Origin of the sequence: Streptosporangium sp. NPDC002544 (genome assembly GCF_040295965.1) — a bacterium.
GTDB lineage: Bacteria > Actinomycetota > Actinomycetes > Streptosporangiales > Streptosporangiaceae > Streptosporangium.
Map to the genome: position 1 here is coordinate 328,558 of NZ_JBEOWJ010000006.1, position 25,659 is coordinate 354,216.

Below are 25,659 nucleotides of genomic sequence, written 5' to 3' on the forward strand. Positions count from 1 at the left end.
CCCCTCAGCGGTTATGGACGGCCGCTCGGCGGCTGCGGAACTGTTCGGTGAGCACCGCCACGTGCTCGCGCCGGTAGCCCTGGTCCATCGCCCTCTGCACGCGCTCACGCATCACGCCCAGGTAGGACTGGTCGATCCCGGCCCGCTCCGCGATGCCGGTCAGGTTGTCGAGGACGTCCAGGTGCGAGGTCAGCGGAGCCTGCTCGAAGGTGTAGTCACGGCGCGCGATGAGACCGAGACCGACGCCGATCGTGTTCTGGAAACCGGGGTCGTAGAGCGGCACGGATTCGGCGAAGTCGTTGAGGGGGACGCCCAGGCTCTCCGCGATGGCCGAGCATTCCAGGAAGCCGTTGACGAACGCGTAGTAGAAGGCGCTGGACACGACGTGGTAGGCCTTCGCGTAACCGGGATCGGAGCCCAGACGCACCTGCTTGCCGGAGAGCGCCTCGGTCACGCCCGCCAGTTCCTTGAAGTCCTCGGCCGCCCCGCCGTAGACGGTGAAGCAGTCCTCGGTGCCGATGGCGTCCGGGTAGTTGAGGATCGCCGCCTCCAGGTATCTGCCTCCCGCGGCCTCGACCCGCGCTCGCAGCGGGGTGACGTCGTCGGGGACGCCGCTGGCGTTCTGCACGACGAGCCTGCCGGAGAGATCGGCCGCGGCCCCGTCCAGGACCCGGTGGGTGACCTCGTAGTTGAGCAGGCAGAACAGCACGATCGGGGAGTCCTCGATCGCGGCGGCCGCCTTCTCGTGGATGCGGACGTTCCTTCCCGCGAGCCTCTCCGACCGTTCGGGCGTGCGGTTCCAGACCGAGACCTCAAGGCCGGAGTCGGCGCAGGCCCGCACCACCGCGGAACCGATCACGCCGGTTCCGATGACTGTCATGTCCGCCATGTCAGTGCTCCATCCTGTTGAAGGTCATGACCACTCCACCGACCTCGGTGGCGTCCGCCCAGGCCGCGAAGGTGTCGAGCAGCCGCTCGGTGCCGGCCCTGGCCTCAAGCCGCTCCCGGAGCGCCCATACGAGCCGGGGGAAGGAACCGCGCACGTTCTCCGTGATGTCGACGAGTTCGGTGATCGCCATCCCCGCCTCCCGCGCCGCCGACAGGTGGTCCTCGGGCGCGTCGAGCGACACGGCGTTCAGCATGGCCAGATAGGGGCCGATGCGCCCGCGAATCTCCTCCGTCATCGGAACCCGCAGGTAGGGCGTCTCGACCACCAGGCGCCCCTGCGGGCGCAGGACCCTGGCGATGTTCCGGTAGAGATCGGCGATGTCGAAGTGCGGGGTGACCTCGAAGGCCAGCACCGCGTCGAACGAGGCGGTGGCGAACGGCAGGTCCAGCGCGTCGACGCGCCGGAAGTCCACCATCTCCGCCACCCCGTGCGCCGCGGCGTGCTCCGCCCCGTTGCGCAGTGCCTGTCGGTCGATGTCGATCGCGACGACCCGCGCCCCGAACGTCCGGGCCAGGCGCACCGCCGGACGGCCGTTGCCGCAGCCCACGTCCAGCACCTGCGAGCCGGGGCCCACGTCCAGCCGGGCCAGCACGAAGTCGGTCATCCGCTCCGTGGCCTCGGAGATCGTGGTGTCGTCGTCGGGCCCCGCCCAGAAGCCGTAGTGCCGGTCGGGTCCCGCCGTCTCGCCCACCAGTGCGGCGAGCTCGTTGTAGGTTGACTCGATCTCCGAGGGAGCCGTTCTGACGTTTCCCGCGTCCACCCGGAGTTCGGAGTCCTCACCATCCAGACCAGAAATGAGAAACCTCCCGAACCGGCACCAATAATCTTAAATTGCCGATCGAATTAATTCCCCGGCCGAGCGAAACAGTAGCAGCGGGGGCCGACACAGTCGACGACCTCGAATATCGGTTTCCCACCCATTCGGGTCAACACTTCCACGAACGTCGGTACCGGTACACCACCCTTTCGCCATAAAACCATTTATCGACAAAGGGCACCGAAAATCGGATCTGTCTTTCTTGGTTTTGTCTTTCCCACTTCACGGGTAATCCCGCTACGGAAGCCGGACCGCCTCCGCGGATGGTGAACCAAACGACTGTCGGCACCATTGCCCACAAAACGGATAACCGACTCAGGCTGATGGGCGTCAACGGCGACGCCGAGGTCCGGCGCGGTGGCCGATTCCGGACTTGAACCCAGGCCAGCGAACCGAGTCATTCACCGGAGAGACCGTGGACATCATTCCCGAGCCCGTCGACTACCCTTTCGGTAAGCCCATCCGTCTCGACGTCGACTCCGAATACACGCGGTGCCGCGAGCGGCCGGGGCTGACCAGGGTCCGCCCGCCCTACGGTGACGACGCCTGGCTGGTGACCCGCTACCACGACATGCGTTCGGTGCTGCGCGACCGCCGTTTCGTCCGGACGCCCCCCACCGGCGGCGACGAGGCGCGCCTCACCGTCCTGCCGCTCCAGGACAGCATCCTCAACACCGACCCGCCGCAGCAGACCCGGCTGCGCCGGGTGCTGGCGAGCGGGCTCAGATTCAACACCGAGCGGATCCACCTGCTCCGATCGATCGCCGAGCAGCGTTCCCTTACGCTCATGGCCGGGTTCGCCGACACGCCTCCCCCGTACGATCTGGTCGGCGACTACATCAAGCCACTGGTCGTGGAGGTGCTGTGTCCCCTGATCGGGATCCCCAAGCAGGACCTCGCGATCTTCCTTAACTGGTTCGAGGGGTTCGCCAGCACCACACTGGCCGCCGACGTCGTGGAGGCCAGGGTCGAGGAGATCTCCCGCTACACCGACCGGCTCATCGCCGCCCGGCGCGCGGAGCCGAGGGACGACCTCGTCAGCGTCCTCGCCCACGCCCTGGACGAGGAGGGTCCCGACGGCGCTCCCGCCGAGGACGGGGGGCTCGCCGAGGCGGAGATCAAGGAACTGGTCAACGACATCCTGCTGGCGATCGACAACGTCTCGACACAGCTGACGAACGCCTTCTATCTCCTGCTCACCTCACCCGGGAAGCTGGCGGAGCTGCGCGCGGATCCCGGGCTCATCCCGGCGGCCGTCGACGAACTCATACGCTACGCGCCGTTCCCCTCGCACGTCACCTTCGCCCGTTACGCCACCGAGGACGTGGAGGTGGGTGGAACGCTGGTGCGCGCGGGAGAGCAGGTGCTACCCGCCCTCCCCTCGGGCAACCACGATCCGTCGGTGTTCGCCAACCCCGGCGAGCTCGACTTCCACCGCGGTTCCAACCCGCACCTGTCCTTCGGGTACGGAACGCACCACTGCATGGGGGCGCCCCTGGTGCGCATGCTGATTGGGGTCGCGATCTCCTCGCTGTCGGAGTGCCCGCCGATGCGCCTCGCCGTCTCGGATGACGAACTGCCGTGGCGCTCGGATCTGCTGATCCGCCGCGTGGAGACACTGCCCGTCACCCGGTGACGCCGCGCCCGGCACTCGCCGGAGAAGGACCGCGTGAAAAAGGTGGCGGTCGCCGACCGCACGACCGCCACCCTCATCATCCTGGCTATTTCACCTGACCGAAGACCTGGCCGGTACGTGAGGTGAGCTCGCCGACGAAGAAGTCGCGGCAGGCCCTGAAGTATTCCTCGCTGCTGATCTGGCCGTCGCGGTTGGTGTCGATATTGCCCGCCCCCTTCTCCGCCTCGCTGCTGGACAGCCCCCAGGCCTGCAGCAGCTTCGCGTACTCGGATGGGGACAGGAGTCCGTCGTCGTCGATGTCGGCCGCCGCGAACTCGGCATCGGTCACCGGGCGAAGGAGCTTCTCGGCGTTCTCCTTCTTGGCGTTGTTCTCCATGTAGGAGCGGAACTCCTCCTTGGAGATCTCCTCGTTCCTGTCGGCGTCCATGGCCTCGGCCATGGCCATCCAGGCCCGGTCGTACGCCTCCGTGAGGCGGCGCCCCTTGGCGGATCCCTTCTCGTAGCCGAAGTGCTTGAGGGTCCTGTCCGCCAGAGCCTGCAGGTCGCTGTGCTGGATCCTGCCGTCGCCGTTGACGTCGACCAGCTTGAACCAGTGGTCCGATTTGCGGGCAATAGCGTCTATAGCCATTATTTGCTCCATTCATATGACGGCCTACTTCTGTGACCGAAATACCCGTAGCGGAGCAACAAAAAAACCAAAGAACGAGAAATTCTGACAGCTTTCAGGAAAAGCCCATCCGGACTATTCACGAAAAATCAGAGATATTCACACTCGAACGAGAGCCGTTGGGGGAGGAACCGGCGTCACCGGTAGCGGAAGCCGTCGAGGAACCGGCGGAAGACACCGCCCACCCGGGGCAGGGGCTCGGCCGGCGGCGGTGCCACCGCGCGCTGCCTGGCGATGGGCTGATCGTAGTCGGTCCGCGCGATGGCGTCGACGATCTGGGCCTCGTCGAAGTCCTCGGACCCCTCGATCACCGGCACGAAACCGACCAGCATCCCGTTCCGCATCACCAGTGCTTCGAGCCCCGCCGTACCGTCGGTGTCCCAGTCCGCCTCACGCCCACCGGGCAGCAGGACCCGGACCCCGAACTGGTAGCCGCCTCTCGCCAGTTGAGCGTTGATGCCACGGTCACGCAACGCGTCGACCACCCGCCTGGCCCGATTCTCATCCACCCCTCCCACCGTAACCGGCCCCGGTCACCCGTGAGCACCCACGCGGGACCCGGCCGGATGGCCCGGCACGCGGATCGGTCCGGTGATGAACCGTGAGGATCGCCGCTCCGACGTCGAACGACTTGTCCGGCAGGGGCGGGCCCGGCGATTCGAGGGATGCCGCGGGTGGTTCCTCAGCGACTCCGCAACGGCTGTTTCGAGCTTCTCCACCCTCCGTCCGGAGCCGATGCCTACAGCCTGTCCACCCTGCGCAGGAATCCGCGCACGTCCAGGAAGTCGGCGAGCGACCGGCGGTGCTCCTCACAGGCCGTCCAGACCTTCTCTCGCCCGGGCGGGTGAATCTTCGGGTTGTTCCAGATCACGGCGTACACCGCCGCCTCCTGGCAACCCTTCGCCGAGCAGATCGTCGGCTCGCTCATCCGCGGCACACCGCTGCCCACGAGATCCCGTGCCCGTCCTTGACCCGGCCCACTGCGAGAGCGCTCAGCCGGAGCGTCGACTCATCCATGCGTTCAGCCTGTCATGCCACTGTGACTCCGGGGAGGGCGGTACCCGGATCACCCGGCCCCGCCCTGGAGAACACCAGGTGCGCGTGCACGACGGCCCGGAAAGGAGCGATCGGTCAGCCGAGGATGCCGCGTTCGTACGCGACCGCGACGGCCGCGGCCCGGTCCTTGACCCCCAGCTTGCCGTAGATATGGGTGAGATGGGTCTTGGCGGTCGCCTCGCTGATGAACAGCACGGCGGCGATCTCGCGGTTCGAGGTGCCCTTGGCGACGAGTACGAGCACCTCACGCTCCCTGGCGCTGAGCGTTTCGTTGCCCGGCGCCCTCATCCGCGAGACCAGGCGCGAGGCCACCGCGGGTGACAGCACCGTCCGGCCCTCGGCCGCCGCTCGTACGGCGGTGAAGAGCTCGTCGCGCGGCGCGTCCTTGAGCAGGTAGCCGGTGGCGCCGGCCTCGATCGCCGGCAGGGTGTCGGAGTCGGTGTCATAGGTGGTGAGGACGAGCACCCTGCTACGCAGCCCGCGGCGGGTCAGCTCGGCGATCGCCTCGACTCCGCCGCCGCCGGGCATCCGCAGGTCCATCAGGACCACGTCGGGGTCGAGGCGGGCGGTGAGCGCGACCGCTTCGGCTCCGTCGGAGGCCTCGCCGAGAACCTCGAAGTCAGCGGACGCGGCGAACATGCCGTGCAGCCCGTCGCGTACCACGGGATGGTCGTCGACGATCAGCAGGGTGATGATCCGCTCAGCCATGGCTCAGCAACGGTACGCGCGCCGAGACGGCTGTGCCGTATCCCGGCTCGGACTCGATCTCGACCGTCCCCGCGATGCGTTCGGCACGGGCGCGCATGCCGCCGAGGCCGAAGCCGCGTGTGGTTTCGCGCCGGGGCAGCGTGTGCGGGTCGAAGCCGCAGCCGTTGTCGCGGACATCCAGCCTCACCTCGTCCTCCATGTACGAAAGGGTGACGCCGACCCGCGTGGCACGGGCGTGCCGACCGGCGTTGGCAAGTGTCTCCTGGGCGATGCGGAGCACGGTGGCCTCGATCTCACCGTGCAGCGCCTCGACGGTACCGGTGACGGTGAACTCGGCCCGCACGCCCGTCGAGACGGACCACGTCTCGACGATGCTCTTCAGCGCCTCGGGCAGCGTGTCGTGCTCCAGCGCTCCGGGACCGAGGTTCTGGACCGAGCGGCGGGCCTCTCCCAGGCTGTGGCGGGCGAGGGCCGCGGCGCGCTCGACGTGGTCGCCGGCGACCACGGGGTCGGCGCTGTCGGCGGCCGCCTGGAGCTGGGTGACGATACCGGCCAGGCCCTGGGCGATGGTGTCGTGGATCTCGGCGGCCAGGCGCCTGCGTTCGTCGTTGACACCTGCCTCGCGGGCTTGCACGAGGAGTTGGGCCTGCAGCCCCGCGTTCTCCCGCATTGCCTGCTCAAGACGGATGTTGGCACTCTCCAGCTCCGCGATGGTGGCGGCCCTCGCCCTGGCGTGCTCGGCCTCCTTGACCCCGATGCTGCCGAAGACGAGGGTGAGCGAGGCGTTGAGCGCGAAGAGCACGCCGAAGGCGACCCACTGCGTTCCATCGGCGGGCGGCATACCGCCGGACTGCGAACCGGCCATGGTCACGGCGGTGGCGAGCAGTCCGGCATACATCTGGCGGCGTGGCAGCAGCCGGTCGGCGTCGAAGTAGCCGATCACCACATAGATGGCGAAGAACGGGTTCAGCCAGGTGAGCACGGAGCCGAGCGCGAGGCGTGCGACGTAGTAGACCCGGCCCACCATGTCGTACTCGGGCAGGCCGGAACCGATGCCGCTCCACCACAGCTGCAGGGCCAGCGCGGCCACGGCGAGCACCGAGGCCGCGTGCCTCTCGTCACGGGTCATCAGCATGTCGCCCGAGGCGATCGAGACCAGGCCGGCGAGACCGAGCAGAGCGTACGGCCCCCAGCGGAAGAACTGGTTCCCCCACTTCTCGGCAGTCGTGTCGCCCGCCATCCGCGCGGCCCTCCTTATCTGCGCTACTCCCAACGGAACCAGCGTGACGCGACACCGAGCAGGATCACAGTCCACAGTGCCGTGACACCGAGGTGCGACCAACCGGGCCAGTCACCCGCCGCCGCCTGGTTCAGCGCCTGCGAGGCCGCCCCGAACGGGGTGAACTCGACGATGCGCCGCAGGATATCCGGCATCGCCTGGACCGGAAACCAGACGCCCGCGGTGAACATGGCCGGGAAGAAGACCGCCGAGCCGAGGGCGGCGGAGATCTTCGTGGTGCGGGAGAACGCGGCGATCGTCGCGCCCATCGCGAGCGCGCCGAGCGTGGTGAGGACCAGTGCCAGCGCGTAACCGAAGAGCTGCCCGGGGAGCGCCACGTCGAAGGCGAGGCGGCCCACGGCCATCGCGACGACCGCCGCGCACAGGGCGGCCGCGCCGTGCAGCACGATCTGCACCCCCAGCAGCGAGACGGGCCGCACCGGGGTGGTCGACATGCGACGCAGGATGCCACGCTCCCGGTAGCCGGTGAGGACGGGCGGCATGGCCTGCAGCCCGGCCATGATCATGGCAAGGAGCACGACCACGGGGACGTACAGATCGATGACCCGCAGGCCACCGAGCGCCGGGTCGGCCTCCCGGAAGGACGGGATCAGGCCGAGGATCGTCAGCAGCAGGGTCGGGAAGCCGATTATCCAGAACAGGCTGCCGAGCTCGCGGCCGAAGAGCCTGATCTCGGACTTCAGCACGGCCGTGGATGCGGACATGTCAGTCCTCCTGTTCCGTGAGGTCTGTCGTGAGGTCTGTCGTGAGGTCGAGGAACGCGTCGTCCAGCGTGGCGTCGGCGACGCGCAGTTGCCGGGCGGTGATCTGCTGCCGGGCGAGCAGTGAGATCACCGCGTTGACCGTCTCGTCGGTCCCGTTGATGACCAGCCGGTCGCCCTTCCGCTCCACCGAGGTGACCGCGGGCAGCATGGCCAGTTCGCCGTCGTCCAGCGGCCGCGAGGGCGTGAACGAGATGACCGTCGAGTTCGCGGTGCGGCCGATGAGTCCCGCCGGGGTGTCCAGGGCGGCGACCCTGCCCGCGTTGATCACGGCGACGCGGTCGCACAACTGCTGGGCCTCCTCCATGAAGTGGGTGACCAGCAGGACGGTCACCCCTCCGTCCCGGACCTCCTGGATGAGCTTCCAGGTGTCGCGGCGAGCGCGCGGGTCCAGGCCCGTGGTGAGCTCGTCGAGCACGACGACCCTGGGGTTGCCGATGAGGGCCAGGGCGATGAACAGCCGCTGCTTCTGACCGCCCGAGAGCTTGCCGAAGCGGGTGGCCAGCCGGTCGGCGAGACCGAGCCGGTCGGCGAGCGAGCGCCAGTCGGCCGGTCTCGGGTAGAAGGCGCTGTAGAGCTCCAGCGCCTCTCGCACGGTGAGCTTCGCCTGCAGCTCACTCTCCTGCAACTGCGCGCCGAGAAACCGGGTCACCTGTGCGTGGTCGGAGACCGGGTCGAGACCGGCGACCCGGACCGTGCCGGCGTCGGGCACCCGCAGTCCCTCGACGCATTCCACGGTCGTCGTCTTGCCCGCGCCGTTCGGGCCGAGGATTCCGAAGATCTCCCCCTCCTGCACGGCGAAGGACACCCCGTCCACGACGGGTCTGCCCCCGTACGCCTTGCGCAGCCCGCTGACTTCGATGATCGTCATACCTTGAGAATCCCGGTGGGCAGCGGTCCGGCACATCGCCCATCACGCTCGAAATCACCTCAACCGATCGGTTGACACTCGGGTACGACCTCTCATGCGCCGAAGGTCGATGGCCAGAGGTGTCCACTCCGTGCCCGTGTCGCATGACTCGACCGCGTTCTCACCGACATGAGCGACGTACGGGGGTTCCGCCGGCGTCTCCTGGCCCTCGCGACGTGAGCGGAGAGATCGTGCGAGACCACGCACCACTCCGGCATGGAGATCGCCGAGAGGACGGTTTTCCCTGCTCATGGCAGGTCGGCGGCCGATTCCCCGACCCGCGACCGGGTACAGAACCTGCTGCGCCCGGTGACGGAGGCCGGGCCGCCGAGCCAGGTGGCCTGGAGCTCTCCGCTCCGCGGCGCCCGGCGAACGTGGGGATCCTCCGCCGATCTTGGCAGGGGCCCGGAAAGAAGGTGCGCGAAGATGGCCGAACGTACGGTGCCGCCCCCGGTGGATCTGCCCGCGCTCAAGCGGCGCCTCGGCAGCACAGGTGTGTGGCTGGGGTCGATCTCAGCGGTGCCCGCGGCCGAGGCGCGGCGCGCGGCCAGCACGATCGAGCGGCTCGGCTACTCCACGCTGTGGTTCGGTGAGACCCCGAACAGCAAGGAGGCCCTGGCCAACGCCGCGGTCCTGCTGTGCGCCACCGAGCGCCTGATCCTGGCCACCGGCATCGCCAACATCTACGGACGAGACGCGACCGCCGCCGCCAACGGGGCCAGAACCCTGGCCGACGCGTGGCCGGAGCGCTTCGTCCTGGGCCTGGGCGTGAGCCACGCCCCGCTGGTCACGAGTCGCGGGCACGACTACAGCAGACCGGTGTCCGCCATGCGCGCCTACCTGGACGCCATGGACACCACCGTCTTCAGCGCGCCCCTGATGGAGGAGGCACCGAGGTTGCTGGCCGCGCTGCGCCCGAAGATGCTGGAACTGGCCGCGACCCACGCCCAGGGAGCGCATCCCTACTTCGTCACCCCCGAACACACCGCCCAGGCCAGAAGGATCCTCGGCCCCGACCCCGTCCTCGCTCCCGAGCAGGCGGTGGTGGTCGACACCGACCCCGAGCGCGCCCGTGCCACCGCACGCCACTACATGGCCCTGTACCTGGCCCTGCCCAACTATCTGAACAACCTGCGTGACCTGGGCTTCTCCGACGCGGACTTCGAGGAAGGCGGCAGCGACGCGCTCGTCGACGCGATCGTGCCCACGGGGGACGCGGAGACCATCGCCGAACGTGTCCGCGCCCACCACACGGCCGGCGCCGACCACGTCGCCGTGCAACCCCTTGCCCGGACACTCGATCAGCAACTGGAACAGTTGCGACTGCTGGCCCCTCTCCTCATCGGCTGAGCACTACCCGTCCGCGGGAGGTGAGGGTGCCCGGATGGGCGGACTTGAGATACTTGTCCCATGTCCCCCACAACCTTCATCCTCATCATCGCGTTCGTGGTGCTGGTCATCACGAACCTGCCTCGCCGAGGCCGGGCCACGTCGTACCAGGACGCCGACCACCAGGGCGTGGTCGTCTACTGGCGGCCCGGCTGCACGTACTGCATGAGGCTGCGCACCCGCCTGCGTTTCACGCGGCTGCGCTACAGCGAGGTCAACATCTGGGGAGATCCCGAGGCGGCGGCGTTCGTCCGCTCGGTCGCGGACGGGAACGAGACGGTACCAACCGTGACCGTGGCCGGAAGGGCGATGGTGAACCCGTCGAAGAGCCAGGTGCTCGAAGCGGTCAGGACGCACCTGGACCCTCAGGCCTGACCCCACTGTTTGGAGCGCACTACCGACCACACGTGCCACGCGGCCGTGTAACCGGCCATCACCGCGCCGAACCCACCGATCCCGCCCAGAATCACACAGCGCACCAGGTCGTACAGGCTCACCGCGGCACGGTCGCCGCTCCCCAGCACGGCCGCACCGAGGACGGCGGCGCCCACGCCGACAGCCAGGACCCACCCGCGCACCCGCCCCGTCACGCCGGGCCATCGTCCCGGCCGTACGGCGGCGCGCCGGTACCACAGCGCGAACCAACCGGCCAGGACCACCAGGCCGCCCAGCGAGCTGACGTACATCACCACGTTGAACACCCGGTGCGCTCCGACGACCGAGACGCGCATCGCCGGCCAGTGCACCACGGCGAAGCCGCCCACCTGGGTGAACCCGTCCCACACCAGGTGCGTGGCGATACCGGTCAGCAGCGCGGCCGGCACCGCGATCCCGATCCCGGAGGGCGCCCGATCAGGTAGCCGGTCACGTAACCCTCGCGGGGCCAGCGCCGTCAACGGCGCGCGGAGCAGCAGGTGGAACACGACGAGCACCGCGACTCCCACCGGCAGGGCCACCAGCAACCCGCCCGGCCAGCCGTGGGTGGTGTTCGAGGAGAAGGGCAACGGCAGGTAGTACGGCAGATCGGGCACCATCGCACCTACCGCCAATGCCGAGGGGGGCAGCCGGCGCCGCAGCGGCAGGATCGCAACGGTATGGCTCAGTGTGAAAGGCATGCCCCATTGTCGACGTCGGCGACGGTGAGCCACGGCAGGAAGACACGCCGAAGATTTCCGGAATCCGCGCGAAATGATGGGGGCACCCGCGCCATGTAGGGAGTGTCCACTTTTCGTACCCGCGAAGGAGACCTGCCTTGGGAAGCGCCCATGGATGACGACTGGCTGGCCAGGTTCGAGGCCGTCTACCGGGAGACATACCACCAGATCACGGCCTACGCCGTACGCCGCTGTGACTCGCCGCAGGACGCGGCCGACGTCGTGGCGGAGACCTTCACCATCGCCTGGCGCCGGATGAGCGAGCTGCCACCGGGACCGGAGGCCAGGCTCTGGCTGTACGGCGTGGCGCGCAAGGTGCTGGCCGGCCATCGCAGGAGCGCGGCCCGGCGCCGGCAGCGCAGCGTCGAGCTCGACACCGAGATGGCCGACCTCTACGGGAGTTCACCCGACAGCGGCGTCGAACTGAGCGTGATCGCCCAGGTGTTCGGGAGCCTGTCCGATGACGACCGTGAGCTCCTCTCGCTGGTCGCCTGGGAGGGGCTGGGACGCGAGGAGATCGCCACGATGCTGGGTCTGTCACGCAACGCCGTACGCATCAGGCTGCACCGTGCCCGCAGGCGTTTCTCCCGCGCGCTCGACGAAGCCGGTGTCCGGTCCACCACGGAAAGCCGGATGGTTCCGGCGGGGAGGTCGCTGTGAGGAACGCCGATGAGATCAGTGAGCTGCTGAGGCCGCTGTCCCGGATCGAACCCGGGCAGCCGGACGGCCACGCGTCCGGTGCGGGGGCACGGGCGCTGCTGACCTCGATCACGGCCCGGGAGCCGGGACGTGCCCGTCGACCCGGTCTCCTTCCGCGCGGCCCCCGCCGTCTCGTACCGATCCTGGCCGCCGCGGTCGTGCTCGCGACAGGCATCGTCGTGGGGCCGAGCCTGCTGGAGGACGGAGGTGGCGCGGCTACCTCCTACGCCAACTCCGCGGTGGAGATCCACCGGGAAGGTGACCAGTACGTCGCCCGCATCAAGGATCCGTTCGCCGACTACGGCAGGTACACCGAGGCGTTCCACGCGGTCGGCCTGAACGTCGATCTGCGCCCGGTGCCCGTCTCGCCAGGCGCGGTGGGAAAGACCCTGGGGATGGTCATCACCGGCAAGGACTCTCTCGCCCCCGACCCGCAGGGCACACCAGACCCCTCCGGCCCCCGATTCGGGGGTGTCGCCCTCTCGGTGGAGACGGCGCCCAGGGGATGCCATCCGGGACGGAGCAGCCACTGCGTCATGGTGATGCGGATCCCCGCCGGTTTCGCCGGCGGAGTGAATGTCAGGCTGGGGCGCCAGGCGAAGCCGGGAGAGGAGTATGCGAATTTCGACGCGGCCCTGGATCCGGGTGAGATGTTCGCCGGGGTCCGGCTGAGAGACGGCCGCTCCGTGCACGACATGCTGGCCGAGGCGCGCAAGCGCGAGCTGAGCGCGGTGTTCAGCCTCATTCGGACGGACGAGGAGACCGGCGGCCTGTCCTTCGAGCCGCTACCCGCGGACCGGGTCGGGCGCGGCTGGGTCGTCTGGCACGCGTGGCAGGTGAAGGCCGGCGTGATCCGGCTGCTCGTCACGCCAGAGCGTCTGCCCGAGAATCCGTTCCACAACGGAAGCGCACCACCGCCCGCCTCCTGAGTCGTGCGCCGTCACTTGACATCCATGTGCCGCCTCGCCGACGCTCACAGGAGCAGGTGTCGCGACCTCGGCGGCCACAGGGGCCGTACGGGCTGAAACGTCGACTCTCACGAAGGGACGACGTGGATGCACCCCATGCTGCGACGGCTGGACGACCTCGCCGCCCACCTGGCCACGCGCGAAGACGCTCTCGCACTGCTCGGCCTCGGCTCTGCCGGCGCCGAGCACGACCGGCTCGACGAACACTCCGACCTGGACTTCTTCGTCGTCGTCGAGGACGCCGCCAAGCCCCGCTACCTGGAGTCCATCGACTGGTTGCAGGCGCCCTGCCCGGTGGCGTACAGCTTCAGCAACGACCGCAACGGGCGCAAGGCGCTGTTCGCCGACGGGATCTTCGTCGAGTACGCGATCTTCACGCTCGATGAGCTGGCCCTGCTCCCCTTCCGCGGCGCGCGGGTCGTCTGGCAGCGCGACGACGCACCCACCGACCTGGCGGGTTACGGAACGCCACCCGCCGGCCCGTGGTACGACACGGTCGAGTTCCACCTGAACGAGGCCCTGACCAACCTCTACGTCGGCCTGCACCGCGAGCTGCGCGGCGAGCGGCTGGCCGCGGCCCGCTTCATCCAGTCGTTCGCCGTCGATCGGGTGATCGCCCTGCTGCACCTCACCTCCGCTCGGGCGCACCACCGCCGCGACCCGTTCGAACCGAGCCGGCGCGTGGAGCAGGCGTACTCGCCGGACGTGTTGCCGCTGGCCGAGATGGTTCCCGGATACGAGCACAACAGGCAAGCCGCCGGTGTCACCCTGGCCTGGCTGGAGGAGCGGTTCGCCGTCGACACCGTGATCGCCGACGCCGTCCGAAGGCTCCTGTCGGTCGCGCCCGGCCAGTCACCATCCGCCAACTCCTCTGAAAATCACTCAGGTGCGGAAAACGGACTGGCCGGACAATGATCGACCATGACACGGTGTACCGATGTCCGATCTCAACAGACTTCCCCGCTCGGTCGCCGAGGCCATCGCCGCCGAACGAGGCGGTGAGCGATTGCGTTACCTGTTCTTCTGGGGCCACCGGCCGGCGCGCGGCGGCGAGGTCGGCGCCGGATGCCTCAGCCAGTGGTGGGAGATCGGCTTCACCTCGGAAGGGCACCTCTTCCGGTCCGCCGAGCACTACATGATGGCGCACAAGGCGTGGCTGTTCGGCGACGACGAGACCGCCATGCAGGTCCTCGCCGCCGAGCACCCCGGTGAGGCGAAGAAACTCGGCCGCGAGGTCCGCGGCTTCGACGAGGCGATCTGGAACGAGCACCGCTACGGGATCGTGGTACGCGGCAACATCGCCAAGTTCGGCGAGCATCCCGAACTGAAGGACTTCCTGCTCGGCACCCGGGCCCGCGTGCTGGTCGAGGCCAGCCCCGTCGACCGGATCTGGGGCATCGGCCTGGCCGCCGACGACGAACGCGCCACCTCCGCCACCACCTGGCGAGGCCAGAACCTGCTCGGCTTCGCCCTGATGGACACCCGCGACGCCCTGGAGAGCACGCCGTGAAACAGTGCCTGACACTCGCGGCGCTGTCGCTGGTGGTTCGGTAAAATCCGGCCGCCTCACCCGGCTCCTCCGGCTCGCGCCGGATCCGGGCCTCGTCGGGACGTTCGAGCACCGTGTCACCGCCCATGCCGGTCACCGCAGGGGCAGATCACGACATTCCACAGGCGCTCACCGGAAGACGAGCGGCATGACTCACGGGCCGCCGCTACGGCCCTCCGGCCGCTGTAGCCGCCGGATCTGGAGGCGCAGCTCTCGTTCACGGTGCGCGTGCTGCTGCTCACGCCGTAGTTCCAGTTCTTCGGCGGTCGCGTCGTCCCAGCGCGTCCGGGTCGCCTGGATGTGATGCAGGGTGACGCGGGACAGCCACATGATGCCGATCGCAATGGCCATGAGCACGGTCATGTGACCGGCTAAGAGCAGCGCGAAACCGGCGACGAAACACATCCAGTACGCGGTCTTGACAGCGATTTCTATCGCGTCGATGTGCTTTTCGAACAGCGTCATCCCTTACTCCGATGGTGTTGGGGGGAGTAGTCGCTCCAGACTGAGAGGGAATGACCGAAATATCGATTTCGCCCGTTCGGGTGGTCATGGCTCCACCGGCGGAAGCGCGATGCCGACCGGGTACCGGACTTGCCGATTTAGACGATCAATACCTACTCTGGTATGCGACTTTTTTCCTTCATCACGGGGTCATGAAAAGGACGGGGGTGGCGTGGCCGAGCGGATGGTGCCCAGTCCCCGGCACGAACGGCTGAGGCAATTGCTCGTCGAAGCCGAATACAGGGCTCATGAGGTGCGGCAGGCATACCAGCACGCCTCCTCGGCGATGCGGTCGAGGCGGGTGTGGACGGGGCCGACGGCCACCACCTGGACCGCCGAGCTGGAAGACCGGCGTCAACGACTCGGACGGCTCGCCCAGAACGTGGTGGACGCGATCGAGGAGGAGTTGCGCCGCTCTCCCCCGCTGGTGACCGAGGCAGAGGCGGACGCCATGCGCCGGGAGATGGCCGGACGCACGTGACCGTCATAACGATGAGGGGGAACGTTCCATGGCACCGACCGCCGAGTTCTGCGGAATCGACCCCGAACAGCTGGGTCAGCTCGCCACCTCCCTGCGCGGCTCCGCCGACCGGCTGACCGCGTTCAGCAGGGAGTTCGAGGGAAAGCTCCGCCAGAACGGGGTCGAGGCCCCCGCACTCCGGGAGATCACCGACATCGCCGACTGGGGTGGGAGGCAGGTCTCCATGCTCCACGACCGGATCGACCTGATCAAAACCCTGGGTAACGGCGCCCCGGAGCTGGGCGGGGCGGGGGGCGCGGCCTCGATGTCGGCGGGCGGACAAGGGCTCATCCGGCTCCCCGACGAGCTGAAGGACTTTGATATCGCCCAAGGCCTGGCCAGGATGTACGGCGAGGACATCCTGGTGAGCTTCCACGGCGAGTCGCAGGCCAAGCTCATCCACGAGCACATCGACAAGGTCGCCAAACTCGCGGAGAACCCCCAGGCCGCCGCCGCCTTCTTCGCCCTGCTGTCCCCCAAGGTCCGCGACAGCCTGCCCAATCTCATCGCGAACACCGGCAGCAAGACCGCCAAGCAGGACCTGGCCGCCTTCAGCAAGGCTCTCGGCGCGGCCCTGAACGCCCCTGCCCTCATCCCGGCCTTCGCCCAGGTCAGAGCCGACCTGGTGAAGCCAGCCGACAACAAGGCCGCCGCGTGGAACCGGCTCGCGCTGCTCAAGGGCGCCAATGCCCCCTCGGACGTACGCAGCGCCGCTGCCCGCGCGCTGGCCCTGGACGACTTCGCGAAGAAGCCCCGCCAGGACTGGCGTGCCGGTGGGCCTGCCGAGACGAAGGCACACGGCCTGCCTTCCGACCTGGTCGCCATGGGACTGGAGGTGCTCGCCGAGGACGGCGCGGCCGTACGGGACGCGTTCGCCAAGATGGGCGGGGCCGAGGTCACGCTGAGCCGAACCGACAAGATGAAGCTGTTCCTCGACTACGCCAAGGAGGCGGGCACCGGGGACCAGGTGGCCGACGCCTTTGGCCGGGTGCTGGAGGCGGGTTCCGAGGCCACGACCGAGAAACCCGGACAGCACAGCCCTGAAGCCGCCGCCTTCGCCCTGGACGCGATAAAGGTCACGGGCTCCTTCGGCGCCGACCTGCCGACGGTCGCCAGTGATTCCATGGGCGTGATCGCGAAGTCGTACATCCACGAACTGGCGTCGGGAGCCCGATTCGACAAGGCCGTCTACCGCGATTCCGGAATAGGGGTCCCGGAGAACTGGGTTCACCTTCCTCCTGTGACCCCCGCGTTCTACCTCAGTCCGGGCGACACGTATCGCTTCCTGAAGACCTTTGTTGGCGACAAGGGGGTTACCGACGACTTCGACGCGACCGCAGCACAGTTCCGTCATGACACACTGACGGCAGCAGCTCGTCTGGATGCGCAAGGCGCGACCCGATATTTTGAGGACACAGCGAAGATGTTCGGCGATCTGGCCGGCGTGCAGTTCAAGGCAACGCTAGAGGTACGTGGCGAGATGGACGCCACTGACGACCTGATCCGTGACATCGTCAAGAACACCGTCTCCTTCGGAATCGACGGGATTCCCATTGCGGGAGAGATCGTCACAGCGGGATGGGAACTAGCCAAAGCATATGGCGCCGGCGCTGCCCTCGATGGCGTGACTGACAGAATCGAGACACGAGTAGAGCAAGCCACCGGAGCTCGGGCAGACTTCGTCCTGCGTCTGAAATACAACATGGCCAGCCTCCTTCATAATGCCGATTATCCAGCCAGTACCCCACCTACCGAACTCATCAACAAAAACACCGGAAACCTCAAGTCCTACGACGAACTCACGGCAGAGGCAAAACAAGAAGCCAGTGATGACAAGAAATGGGAGCAGGTGTTACAGGAGAAGCTGGAACCTTATGAACGCTGGATGGACAGCAACAGAAAACTCGACGACAAGGCCGAGGACGCCTCAACCTACCAGGCCAGCGAGCGATCCAAGGAGGAGATAAGCATCTGGGACTGAGCCGACTTCCTTACCTGGACAGACAGGCGGTCACCGCATGCAGTCGCCAGGTGGGAGCCTCGGGGGCCACATATACGGTCACCGCTATATCAGGATCCTTTTTTACGCCATAGATGAACCGCCCTTCCTCCGTCTCCATTTGACTGAAGTCGAACTCCAACTCATAGCCAAGAACCTGGGCAAGGGTGTTCTCCATCAGCGTTTGGGCTCGATCCAGGTGAACATCCAATGGTTCATCGACGCGCTCATAATCGGCCGTGGCTCGCAGCGATCGTTTGAACTTATCCTTGCCACAGCGGATGTCCTTGTCCGGGCGCTGCACAATACGCAGTTTCTTGAGCGGATTCTTAAAGATACTATTGCCCTCCAGGCGTTGGGTGTCCTTTTGTAGCTCCGCCACCGCCTCTCCCAGGGAAGGCTCGGAAGTGCATCCCGAGGTAAGCATCACCAGCGCCAGGCTGACGGTCAACAACCAGGCGACGCGCATACGGTACCTCCGAGGCGGTTGACGTCGAGACGTACCAATCTTCACTCACCCGGCCCGCCTTCGCCACACCCTTCACATGCCCGTCCGGCAGAAAAGGGTGACTTCGAGGCGATCCGCAGGTTCCGGCCACCGGCGCCGGCCCCGGCGGAGGGATGTTCTCGCCGACCAAAGCTGCGATCTGGCCAACCGAAAGGTCGCCTGCCGTCGCGGTCCTCCTTTTCGGGCGATTTCCAATGTTCGTGGCCGGGGCCTGAAATAGCGCCGCCTTATTCATGTACGGCCCAACCTTTCTCTGATCAAGAAAGCGATTAACCAATTTCTTTCTTGTGCTTTCACGAAGAGGATTTCTGTGCCTAGACTGCCTTACCGGTAGTTAGCCTGCTACCGGATCGGCAGTCCAGGCTAGAGCGGATGATGACAGCCGTTGGTCTACCCGGACTGGATTCGATATCACCGGCTGGATATTAAGTCCGTTTTTTTCCAATTCGAGAGGAAATACGATGGACAGTGCGCCATCTCTCGACCCTGGATCCCCCCGCGTGCGGTTCGGTGCCGAGATGCGCCGCCTGCGAGAGGCCGCACAGCTCTCGCAGACCGCCGTGGCCAGACGCCTCGGCTGCACCCAGACCCAGATCAGCCGCCTGGAGAGCGCGAGCCGGACACCGTCCAAATCCGACGCCGAAAGACTGGATCTGCTCTACGGGACCGCCAACGGCATCTCCTTCACCGGGATACGTGAGCACATCGTCGCCCAGCCCGGCGGCCCGGCCTGGTTCTGGAACTGGGCCGAGGAGATCGAACCCAGAGCCACCGTCATCCGCTCCTGGGATCCTCTCCTGGTACCCGGCCTGCTTCAGACGGAGGCATATGCCAGGTATCTCTTCAGCCGAGGACCACAAATCACGTCCGAGGAGTTGGAGCAACGTGTCGAAGCCCGCATGCAGCGGCAACGGATCCTTGATCAGGAAGATGCACCCACGCTCCTCGCCCTTATCGATGAGGGTGTACTGCGTCGTCGGATCGGTAACCCCGAGTTGATGCGGGAGCAATTTGGTCATCTGCTGAAGGCCGCACAGCGGTCCGCCATCTCCATCCAGGTCGTCGATTCGGAGTGCGTGGCGGGCCTGGCAGGAGCCTTCATGATCGCCGAGCTTCCGAACGGGGAACCAGACGCTGTCCATTCAGACTCACCCGCTCAGGGACACATCACGACCAATCAAGATCTTGTGGCTTCCATTTGGAAGCGCTATGAGGCAATACGGCTATGGGCTTATCCTGAGCACATATCCCTCAAAAAAATCGAGGAAGTGAAGCGGGAATGGACCTGAGCGCTGCCATCTGGCGAAAATCATCACGTTCCTCGGACAACGGCGGCCAGTGTGTCGAGGTGGCCGCCAACCTGCCCGGAGTCGTCGCGATCCGCGACAGCAAGGACCCCAACGGCCCCAAACTGCTCCTCACCCCCGCCGAATGGGACACCTTCATCCACGGCATCAAGACTGGATACTTCCGCTGATCCTGTCTCGGTCGGGGATCATCAGCACACATCTCTCAAGATGATCGAGGAAGTGAAGCGGGAATGGACCTGAGCGCCGCCGTATGGCGAAAATCATCACGCTCCGGCGGAAACGGCGGCCAGTGTGTCGAGGTCGCTGCCAACCTGCCCGGAGTCGTCGCGATCCGCGACAGCAAGAACCCAGACGGCCCCAAACTGCTCTTCACCCCCGCCGAGTGGGGAGCGTTCCTCAGCGGTATCAAAACCGGCGAGTTCGACCGTTGACCGGTCTCGGTCCAGACCGGAAGGCCGGTCCGGACCGAGACCAGGACAGAACCGCCCTCTTCACCGATATCGGCCGATCAGAAGAGAGCCCCGTCCGGCGGGAACAGGCCGTCCCCGGAGGAGTCGGCTTCCTGCGGCACCCGATCTGAGCCTTGCGTACGGCTTGTGGCCGACGCGCTGGGATCCGCCCTTACCCCGAGGCCACGCAGCCGGGCCGACCACGCCGGTGAGGATCCTCAGCCCGGATCGAGGCGATAGGCGCCCGGCGGATGGGGTCAGGTGTCGGTGTCCTTGGGGTGGCGGGATGAGGCGTAGATGAGATGGACGGTTCTTCGGGGCTCGTCGACGAGGTAGCGCACCCGGCCACCTGCGGTGACCTCGTACTCCCACTGCGGGTACTCGCGGCCTCCCAGCGTCCCGGTGGTGAGGCGGCCACGCAGACGGTGCTGACGGTCCGGGTCCCGCTGCGACAGCGGATCACCGCGCAACGCCTCGAAGCAGCGCCGGGTGTTACCAGCCGCCTCCGCGCACAGATCGATCCATCCCTTGGCCGCCTCGCCAGTGGCGAACCGTAGGTGCCACTCGTCGCCGATCGGTGGTGGGGCCACGGCGTCACCGCGTTTGGGGCTCACGGAGCGGCCACCTCACCGTGATCCTCATCCGGCAGCGCGCGGGTAAGCCGCGCGGTCAGTTCGGGATCGGCCAGGATGCGGGCGGTGGCGCGCCACTCGACGATGACCCGGTGCAGCGTGGAGTGGACGTCTAGATCAACCGAGTCCCGGGTGGCGTCCACGAGTTCCCGGACGAACTCCTGCGTCTCCGCCACGGAGAGATGCCGGACCCATGGGAAGACCTGGGGCAGCGCGTGCAGGACGGCACGGGTGCCTTCATCGTTGGCCAGCAGCGCGGCGATCATCCGGGCCGCGACGTCCGCGGTCTCTTCTCGCTGGTGGTCATGCCGGGCTATTGAGATGAACAGATCCTCTCCGTCGCGGCGTGTGACGCGCACGCGATGGAAGCGGTCGATGATCTCCGCGACCCGTTTGGAGTGCTTCGACAGCTCGGAGAACGGCACGGTCGGCATAGCCATACCCAACCATACTTCGGAACACGTTCCGAAGTAAACGCCGCAGTTCCTCCAAGCAGATCAGCAAGTCCACCGGGCTCCGCCTCCTGGTCGAGGACACCCTGGGACCCGGCAGGTGGCCGACTGTCTCGTCAAGCACGGCAGGCAAGATGCGGCCGACGACCTGGTACGTCGGTTCGACACGCCCAGCGCCTTCATACCCGACGATGCGGTTTCTCCCTCCGACCAGCCCAGCGAGGAACCGTACACCGACGATCTCGAATGAGTGGTGTCGCGATGTTCGCCACGGTGGTCCCGAACATGTTTCTTGGAGGCAGAGCGAGGACACGACAGATCTCTTCCATCCACCACCGGAGTAACGCCGACACGCTTCCGCCCCTGCTCCACAAGGGTAGGTTTCTGATCTGTACCGGCACGCCGATCTCCCCACACCCGGGACCAGGCCGACGATCCACGCAGGCGCGCTCTCGTCCGAGACCTTGAGGCCGCCGGCTGCCTGGTAGCGGTACGCGAGCGCATGCATGAGAAGGTCATGATCGTCGACGACACCGTACCGTTGCACGGCTCGCTCAATCTCCTCGCCAACACCGGCGCCACCGACCTGATGATGCGGATCACCGACCCGTCCTCCTGCAGACAAGTCCGTCACATCGTCGACCGCGCACAGATGGAACGTCCTGCCCGTACCTGGAAGCAGACGTCGCCGGAGCCGAATTCGGCTCCCGACATTAGAGCGGGTGATGTGCTGGACGGACGCCTTTACATACAGGTCCCCTTCGACAAGAAGGATGAATTCAAACACGCGCTACAGGCCGCCGGGATACGCCCCCAGTGGCACGGGGCGAGGAAGCTGTGGCATGTCGATGCCACCGTCCCACGGCACCTGGTTCAGTGTTGGCTTCCTCCGACCCGGAACTGACAGTGCCGGAGCACTTGAGCAGCTCGCTGGTGTAGTTATTCAGGCCCCCGATGCTCCCTCACTCACCCTCAGGCGAATCTACTGGAGGTCAGACAATTAGGCGCTTCTCAGGCGCTGTCCGCCCCTACGATCATGCTTCATGATGATTCGCACATTGGCGGCCACTGCCGGGGTGTTCGCCCTGTTGTTCACCGGTACGGCCACCGCATCCGCCGGTCCCATCGTCGGAGCCCCCGAGCTGACCCACAACCCGCTCTACAAGCAGGGCAGCCTCCCCTCGGTCTCCTGTAAGGCGACCAAGGGCACCACCAAGGCCTCCACCACGAAGTACCTCAACAAGGTCGTCGGCTGCCTGAACTCCGCCTGGCGCAAGACCATCAAGGACTTCGTCCCGGCCGGAGTGAGCATCGAGGCCAAGGTCGAGGACGGTCTCTGCCTCACCGGTCTGCAGGTGTCCGGCTCCTTCGCCGCCCACTGCCACCGCTCCATCCAGATACAGCTGGGTTCCGACTGGATCAAAGCCAAGTCCGATCAGGCCATCCTCGTCGAGGTCACCCGGGCCTACGCCGTGTTCATCCAGGGGCAGACCGGCATCGGCGCGGCGTGGTGGGCACTGCCGGCCGGCGGGGAGAACCAGGACGACGGCGACGAGCAGATGCACCGCTACTACCTGCAGGCCGACTGCCTGGGCGGGATCTCCATGAGGAGCCTGGGACGCTCGGCGAAGAACTGGAAGCCCCTCCTCACCGCCGAGACGCCGAAGGAGTACGCCAGGTTCAACTGGTACGGCAAGCCCGCCAACCGTCTCCACTGGTTCGAGCAGGGCTACGCGTCGAAGAAGCCGGGCGCCTGCAACACCTGGAAGGCTCCCGCCTCGAAGGTCGCCTGACCCCTGCCGGCTCGTCTCGGGGGACGAGCCATGGCCAGGGTGGTTCCACCCGGCGGGCGAGGTTCAGCGGTTGCCGTCGACCTGTGCGTACGCGGGTTCACGCCCGGGAAGGGGGTGTGGGCAGCGACGATCTCGACCCACATGCGCACCCAGACGCGGATGCCGCCCTCCTGCTTGGCGACGCGAGCGAGCGGCCCGACGGGTGATGCCGTCCGTCTCTGCGGATGGAGGTCGGGTGAGGAGGGTCAAGGCATCGGGTCCCCGGTGCTACTGGACGGGAGTGCAGGTCACGGTCGGGGCGGGGGCGGCGGAAGCCCCCCGCTGGATGAAGGCCAGCTGGACCGCGGCGTTCGGCTTCATGGGATTCCACGACCCGTTGCTGTGGACGGTGACGTCGGCCCCCGACTGGTCCATCCGGCCGGCCAGAGAGACTGCGACCTTCTGTTTGCCCGGCCACGTCCAGTTCAGCTGCCACTCGTCGATGATCGAGGTGCTGGTGTTCTTGATCGATATCTCGACCATGTTGTCGGTCACCCAGGACCCGTTCTCCTGGTAGGACCAGGAGTTGACCTCCTGGTACGTCGCCGTACACGTGGAGGCCCCGGCCGCCTCGACCCCGAGGATCGCAACGATCACCGGCGCCAGAACCACCACGCCCAGGGCGCCGGCCAGTCGACTTCGCATGTCCGATCTCCTCCAATCCAGGTTTACTAGGATTTTCTACTAAATCCTTATGCTTTCGGTCAAGGAGTGCGCTGACCTGGCCATATCAACTCTTGACTTCTTTACTGACACTTGACTCTGGAGCCACCTGATCGCGTGGGATCACCCGCACCCCACTCCTCGACACCGGCCATCACCTTCCGCCTGGCACCCGCCGGGTCCCGATGAGCATGGCCTCGAACCTTCCACCCGCCCTCGCCGCGCTTCTCACCATGCGCGGCACCGCACCTTCAACAGCGGCCCACCCTCCGTCGTGGCGCCCCGCGTGCGGGTTCTGGATGCTCGTACGCCACGTCCACGGGCGGTTGAGCACCATGGCGGCGAAGGTGAGTTCGGCTTGGCAGGCGGCCAGGCCCCGGCGAGCGAAGCGCCGCAGAGCGGTGCGGTCCTTGAGGTGACCGTTGACGGGCTCGACAGTGGCGCCCCGGCGTTTGTAGAGAGCTGCGCCTTCTTCGGTCGCCAGGCGGTGGACCATGACGGTGGCCGGGTCGGCGTCCTCGGGTAGCGAATCATAGTGCTGGCCAGGCTGAGGCAAAGCTCCACTCTTGCCGGGGGCGATGAGCCGATCAGCGCCCGGAGCGGCGAGGTTACCCCGGGTCCAGTAGCCGGCATCGAACAGCAGGGTGCCGATCCAGTCAGCCAGGCAAGGACAGTCCATACCCCCGCAACCTCGAGGGTGATCGCGGCTGCCACGCACTGCTGAGACCGCGATGCAGCATCCGCCCATTTCCGGGCATTGACGACGACATCGTTCCTGGTGAACCAGAAGTGCCGCAGTGACCGCCACTTGACTCATCGGTCGCAGTTGCCGCCGGTCGTTGGCGTCCTGAACCACCTCGGGGCTAAGAATCAGTCCGTCATCGCTCACCGCAAGCTGGGCGTTATAGCCCTGAATGGCGCCGCCGTTGCGGTCGTGCATCAGACGGCTGTCGGGATCGGTGACGTTGCGCCGTGCAACCGGACGCTCATCCTTGGTCGTGATGCCACGTGGCCCGTGCCTGCCGCCACCCGGCACCGGTGAAAGATCGGCCTGCTCCCAGCCGAGTACGCGTAGATCAGCAGCGACAGCGGCATCCGAGGATCATAAGCGCGGCGACCGGGCCCGGCCTGCGCATACCGAGCCTCCAACGCCGTGACGTCCAACTGCTCGGCTACCTCGAGCAGCACCCACACCACGTGATCATCGGGAAGCCACTCTCGCATCAATCCATCGGAAACCCCTCGCCACCCACCCATCCAACGATCATCCAGACCACCGAATCCGCCGCTGAGGTGACGAACTGCTGCAACCCCTGGTGATCCACCCCTAGGCGCTCGGCCATCGGCTGCATCGACTTACGGCGACCGTCCAAGAGCAGTCCCCGCAAGTAGGTGATCCCCTTGGCCCGCTGATCCGAGCGGGCCAAGGGGGTGAACACCTCAGCGGCGAACGTCTCCAACCGCCGAAGGATATGAGCGAGCTGTTCGGGGGTCACGCCCGCATCGAACCACCACACGACCAACCCGACCAGCCACAACAGGCTGATCTAACAAAGCACTACTAGAGGGCGGCGGCGACGTACGGCGCGATCCGCGCACCGAACTCCGCCGTGTCGGCGCCCGTCACCACGGCCCCCAGCAGCACCGCGGCCGCGCCCGCCTCCCGGAGGAGCGCGAGGTCGTCCGGGAGCAGCGCGTGCTGGCTCGGCACGATGACGGGGATGTCGACCGCCGACGCCACCGCCTCCAGCCTCGCCAGGGTCGCCAGCGTCAGCGGCGTGCCGTACCTCTCGGGTTCGAGCGTGGAGAGTTCGAGCGCCCGGCTCCCCCGCCGTGCCAGGGCCCGCGCCTGGGATGGGCCGTCGCCCGGCCCCAGGGCCACCATGGGCGTCACCGGCCCGCACGCCTCGACGTAGCCCGCGGGCGCGTCGGCGGCGTAGACGTCGAAGTAGTCGAACCCCATCTCCCGCGCCGCGACCATCTCCGCGATCGACACTGATCCGGCCGCGCCGACGACGAGGCCCGTTGGGACGCCGAGCGCGAGAATGCCGCGCAGCCGCTCACGCTCGGTGTCCAGCGGCCCGAAGGCCGTCCCCGAGGCCCGGTGCCGCACGTTCGTGTGCACCTTCAGGCCGTCGGCTCCCGCACGCGACGCCGCTTCCGCGAGAGCGGTCTCATTGCGCGGCAGACTGACCAGGACGGCCAGCCGCGATTCGGGCAAACGCAT

Annotated in this window: 32 protein-coding genes and 1 pseudogene; 15 read left to right on the top strand and 18 right to left on the bottom strand. The window is 67.1% G+C overall.

Annotated features, from left to right (window positions below; translation table 11 throughout):
- Positions 1-4 precede the first annotated feature (4 nt).
- Together ABT061_RS11885 and ABT061_RS11890 are read right to left on the bottom strand one after the other, a co-directional pair.
- Positions 5-889: an NAD(P)-dependent oxidoreductase gene (locus ABT061_RS11885; protein ID WP_350915473.1), complete on the bottom strand. Its 885-nt coding sequence runs from the start codon at positions 887-889 to the stop codon at positions 5-7.
- A 1-nt stretch (position 890) separates the two neighbouring features.
- The gene (locus ABT061_RS11890; RefSeq protein WP_350915475.1) at positions 891-1,709 is read right to left on the bottom strand and encodes an SAM-dependent methyltransferase; all 819 of its coding nucleotides are present in this window, start codon (positions 1,707-1,709) and stop codon (positions 891-893) included.
- Positions 1,710-2,181: 472 nt separating this feature from the next.
- On the opposite strand from ABT061_RS11890, the gene ABT061_RS11895 reads away from it, so the two are divergent.
- On the top strand, positions 2,182-3,402 hold the full coding sequence (locus ABT061_RS11895; protein WP_350915477.1) for a cytochrome P450: 1,221 nt from the start codon (positions 2,182-2,184) through the stop codon (positions 3,400-3,402).
- Between the two features lie 85 nt (positions 3,403-3,487).
- On the opposite strand, the gene ABT061_RS11900 is transcribed toward ABT061_RS11895, so the two are convergent.
- From ABT061_RS11900 to ABT061_RS11930, 7 genes are all read right to left on the bottom strand, one after another.
- The gene (locus ABT061_RS11900) at positions 3,488-4,030 is read right to left on the bottom strand and encodes an EF-hand domain-containing protein (protein WP_350915479.1); all 543 of its coding nucleotides are present in this window, start codon (positions 4,028-4,030) and stop codon (positions 3,488-3,490) included.
- A 176-nt stretch (positions 4,031-4,206) separates the two neighbouring features.
- Positions 4,207-4,578: a hypothetical protein gene (locus tag ABT061_RS11905; RefSeq protein ID WP_350915481.1), complete on the bottom strand. Its 372-nt coding sequence runs from the start codon at positions 4,576-4,578 to the stop codon at positions 4,207-4,209.
- A gap of 230 nt (positions 4,579-4,808) precedes the next feature.
- A complete protein-coding gene (locus ABT061_RS11910; protein WP_350915483.1) occupies positions 4,809-4,997 on the bottom strand; it encodes a hypothetical protein in 189 nt (62 codons plus the stop codon).
- Positions 4,998-5,200: 203 nt separating this feature from the next.
- The gene (locus ABT061_RS11915) at positions 5,201-5,833 is read right to left on the bottom strand and encodes a response regulator (RefSeq protein ID WP_350915485.1); all 633 of its coding nucleotides are present in this window, start codon (positions 5,831-5,833) and stop codon (positions 5,201-5,203) included.
- Positions 5,826-7,073 carry a sensor histidine kinase gene (locus tag ABT061_RS11920; protein ID WP_350915487.1) on the bottom strand — a complete coding sequence of 416 codons (1,248 nt, stop codon included), beginning with the start codon at positions 7,071-7,073 and terminating at the stop codon, positions 5,826-5,828. Before ABT061_RS11920 ends, ABT061_RS11915 begins: the two co-directional genes overlap by 8 nt.
- Before the next feature lie 23 nt (positions 7,074-7,096).
- Positions 7,097-7,837, bottom strand: coding sequence for an ABC transporter permease (locus tag ABT061_RS11925; protein ID WP_350915489.1), 741 nt, complete (start codon positions 7,835-7,837; stop codon positions 7,097-7,099).
- 1 nt (position 7,838) lies between these two features.
- Positions 7,839-8,765 carry an ABC transporter ATP-binding protein gene (locus ABT061_RS11930; protein WP_350915491.1) on the bottom strand — a complete coding sequence of 309 codons (927 nt, stop codon included), beginning with the start codon at positions 8,763-8,765 and terminating at the stop codon, positions 7,839-7,841.
- 465 nt (positions 8,766-9,230) lie between these two features.
- Between ABT061_RS11930 and ABT061_RS11935 the strand changes: the two genes are divergently transcribed.
- Positions 9,231-10,154: a TIGR03620 family F420-dependent LLM class oxidoreductase gene (locus tag ABT061_RS11935; RefSeq protein ID WP_350915493.1), complete on the top strand. Its 924-nt coding sequence runs from the start codon at positions 9,231-9,233 to the stop codon at positions 10,152-10,154.
- A gap of 60 nt (positions 10,155-10,214) precedes the next feature.
- Positions 10,215-10,568: a glutaredoxin domain-containing protein gene (locus tag ABT061_RS11940; RefSeq protein WP_350915494.1), complete on the top strand. Its 354-nt coding sequence runs from the start codon at positions 10,215-10,217 to the stop codon at positions 10,566-10,568.
- On the opposite strand, the gene ABT061_RS11945 is transcribed toward ABT061_RS11940, so the two are convergent.
- Entirely contained in the window at positions 10,559-11,308 is a 750-nt protein-coding gene (locus ABT061_RS11945; protein WP_350915496.1) for a DUF4184 family protein, read from the bottom strand. The two genes, ABT061_RS11940 and ABT061_RS11945, sit on opposite strands and share 10 nt — an antisense overlap.
- A gap of 150 nt (positions 11,309-11,458) precedes the next feature.
- Between ABT061_RS11945 and ABT061_RS11950 the strand changes: the two genes are divergently transcribed.
- The 4 genes from ABT061_RS11950 to ybiA all read left to right on the top strand — a co-directional run bounded on the left by ABT061_RS11950 (position 11,459) and on the right by ybiA (position 14,524).
- Entirely contained in the window at positions 11,459-12,007 is a 549-nt protein-coding gene (locus tag ABT061_RS11950; RefSeq protein ID WP_350915498.1) for an RNA polymerase sigma factor, read from the top strand.
- Positions 12,004-12,975: a hypothetical protein gene (locus ABT061_RS11955; protein ID WP_350915500.1), complete on the top strand. Its 972-nt coding sequence runs from the start codon at positions 12,004-12,006 to the stop codon at positions 12,973-12,975. Before ABT061_RS11950 ends, ABT061_RS11955 begins: the two co-directional genes overlap by 4 nt.
- A gap of 135 nt (positions 12,976-13,110) precedes the next feature.
- Positions 13,111-13,929, top strand: coding sequence for a hypothetical protein (locus tag ABT061_RS11960; RefSeq protein WP_350915502.1), 819 nt, complete (start codon positions 13,111-13,113; stop codon positions 13,927-13,929).
- A 22-nt stretch (positions 13,930-13,951) separates the two neighbouring features.
- Complete coding sequence (gene ybiA / locus ABT061_RS11965; RefSeq protein ID WP_350915504.1) at positions 13,952-14,524, top strand: riboflavin biosynthesis intermediates N-glycosidase; 573 nt, start codon at positions 13,952-13,954, stop codon at positions 14,522-14,524.
- 192 nt (positions 14,525-14,716) lie between these two features.
- On the opposite strand, the gene ABT061_RS11970 is transcribed toward ybiA, so the two are convergent.
- A complete protein-coding gene (locus ABT061_RS11970) occupies positions 14,717-15,028 on the bottom strand; it encodes a hypothetical protein (protein ID WP_350915506.1) in 312 nt (103 codons plus the stop codon).
- Between the two features lie 211 nt (positions 15,029-15,239).
- Here ABT061_RS11970 and ABT061_RS11975 point away from each other — a divergent pair, with 211 nt between their 5' ends.
- Together ABT061_RS11975 and ABT061_RS11980 are read left to right on the top strand one after the other, a co-directional pair.
- On the top strand, positions 15,240-15,548 hold the full coding sequence (locus ABT061_RS11975) for a hypothetical protein (protein ID WP_350915508.1): 309 nt from the start codon (positions 15,240-15,242) through the stop codon (positions 15,546-15,548).
- 28 nt (positions 15,549-15,576) lie between these two features.
- Positions 15,577-17,568 carry a hypothetical protein gene (locus tag ABT061_RS11980; protein WP_350915510.1) on the top strand — a complete coding sequence of 664 codons (1,992 nt, stop codon included), beginning with the start codon at positions 15,577-15,579 and terminating at the stop codon, positions 17,566-17,568.
- A gap of 10 nt (positions 17,569-17,578) precedes the next feature.
- Here the strand turns inward: ABT061_RS11980 and ABT061_RS11985 are convergent, their stop codons facing one another.
- Complete coding sequence (locus tag ABT061_RS11985) at positions 17,579-18,055, bottom strand: hypothetical protein (protein ID WP_350915512.1); 477 nt, start codon at positions 18,053-18,055, stop codon at positions 17,579-17,581.
- Between the two features lie 500 nt (positions 18,056-18,555).
- Here ABT061_RS11985 and ABT061_RS11990 point away from each other — a divergent pair, with 500 nt between their 5' ends.
- The 3 genes from ABT061_RS11990 (at position 18,556) to ABT061_RS12000 (ending at position 19,835) form a co-directional block, all read left to right on the top strand.
- The gene (locus tag ABT061_RS11990) at positions 18,556-19,383 is read left to right on the top strand and encodes a helix-turn-helix domain-containing protein (RefSeq protein WP_350915514.1); all 828 of its coding nucleotides are present in this window, start codon (positions 18,556-18,558) and stop codon (positions 19,381-19,383) included.
- A complete protein-coding gene (locus ABT061_RS11995) occupies positions 19,374-19,571 on the top strand; it encodes a DUF397 domain-containing protein (RefSeq protein WP_350915516.1) in 198 nt (65 codons plus the stop codon). Before ABT061_RS11990 ends, ABT061_RS11995 begins: the two co-directional genes overlap by 10 nt.
- 63 nt (positions 19,572-19,634) lie before the next feature.
- On the top strand, positions 19,635-19,835 hold the full coding sequence (locus tag ABT061_RS12000; protein ID WP_350915518.1) for a DUF397 domain-containing protein: 201 nt from the start codon (positions 19,635-19,637) through the stop codon (positions 19,833-19,835).
- 275 nt (positions 19,836-20,110) lie between these two features.
- Here ABT061_RS12000 and ABT061_RS12005 read toward each other — a convergent pair whose 3' ends face one another.
- Both ABT061_RS12005 and ABT061_RS12010 read right to left on the bottom strand, forming a co-directional pair.
- A complete protein-coding gene (locus tag ABT061_RS12005; RefSeq protein WP_350915520.1) occupies positions 20,111-20,467 on the bottom strand; it encodes a hypothetical protein in 357 nt (118 codons plus the stop codon).
- Positions 20,464-20,925, bottom strand: a complete 462-nt coding sequence (locus ABT061_RS12010; RefSeq protein WP_350915522.1) for a hypothetical protein — start codon at positions 20,923-20,925, stop codon at positions 20,464-20,466. The genes ABT061_RS12005 and ABT061_RS12010 overlap by 4 nt, the downstream gene beginning before the upstream one ends.
- A gap of 112 nt (positions 20,926-21,037) precedes the next feature.
- Between ABT061_RS12010 and ABT061_RS12015 the strand changes: the two genes are divergently transcribed.
- From ABT061_RS12015 to ABT061_RS12025, 3 genes are all read left to right on the top strand, one after another.
- On the top strand, positions 21,038-21,187 hold the full coding sequence (locus tag ABT061_RS12015; protein WP_350915524.1) for a hypothetical protein: 150 nt from the start codon (positions 21,038-21,040) through the stop codon (positions 21,185-21,187).
- A gap of 267 nt (positions 21,188-21,454) precedes the next feature.
- Positions 21,455-21,841: a DUF5710 domain-containing protein gene (locus ABT061_RS12020; RefSeq protein WP_350915526.1), complete on the top strand. Its 387-nt coding sequence runs from the start codon at positions 21,455-21,457 to the stop codon at positions 21,839-21,841.
- 139 nt (positions 21,842-21,980) lie between these two features.
- A complete protein-coding gene (locus ABT061_RS12025; RefSeq protein WP_350915528.1) occupies positions 21,981-22,730 on the top strand; it encodes a hypothetical protein in 750 nt (249 codons plus the stop codon).
- Between the two features lie 267 nt (positions 22,731-22,997).
- Here ABT061_RS12025 and ABT061_RS12030 read toward each other — a convergent pair whose 3' ends face one another.
- The 4 genes and pseudogenes from ABT061_RS12030 to ABT061_RS12045 form a co-directional block, all read right to left on the bottom strand.
- Positions 22,998-23,414 carry a cellulose binding domain-containing protein gene (locus ABT061_RS12030; protein ID WP_350915529.1) on the bottom strand — a complete coding sequence of 139 codons (417 nt, stop codon included), beginning with the start codon at positions 23,412-23,414 and terminating at the stop codon, positions 22,998-23,000.
- A 172-nt stretch (positions 23,415-23,586) separates the two neighbouring features.
- The gene (locus tag ABT061_RS12035; protein WP_350915531.1) at positions 23,587-24,468 is read right to left on the bottom strand and encodes a transposase; all 882 of its coding nucleotides are present in this window, start codon (positions 24,466-24,468) and stop codon (positions 23,587-23,589) included.
- A 250-nt stretch (positions 24,469-24,718) separates the two neighbouring features.
- Positions 24,719-24,928: pseudogene (locus ABT061_RS12040) on the bottom strand (transposase); the annotation flags it as partial.
- A 65-nt stretch (positions 24,929-24,993) separates the two neighbouring features.
- Positions 24,994-25,659 carry a hypothetical protein gene (locus tag ABT061_RS12045; protein ID WP_350915533.1) on the bottom strand — a complete coding sequence of 222 codons (666 nt, stop codon included), beginning with the start codon at positions 25,657-25,659 and terminating at the stop codon, positions 24,994-24,996.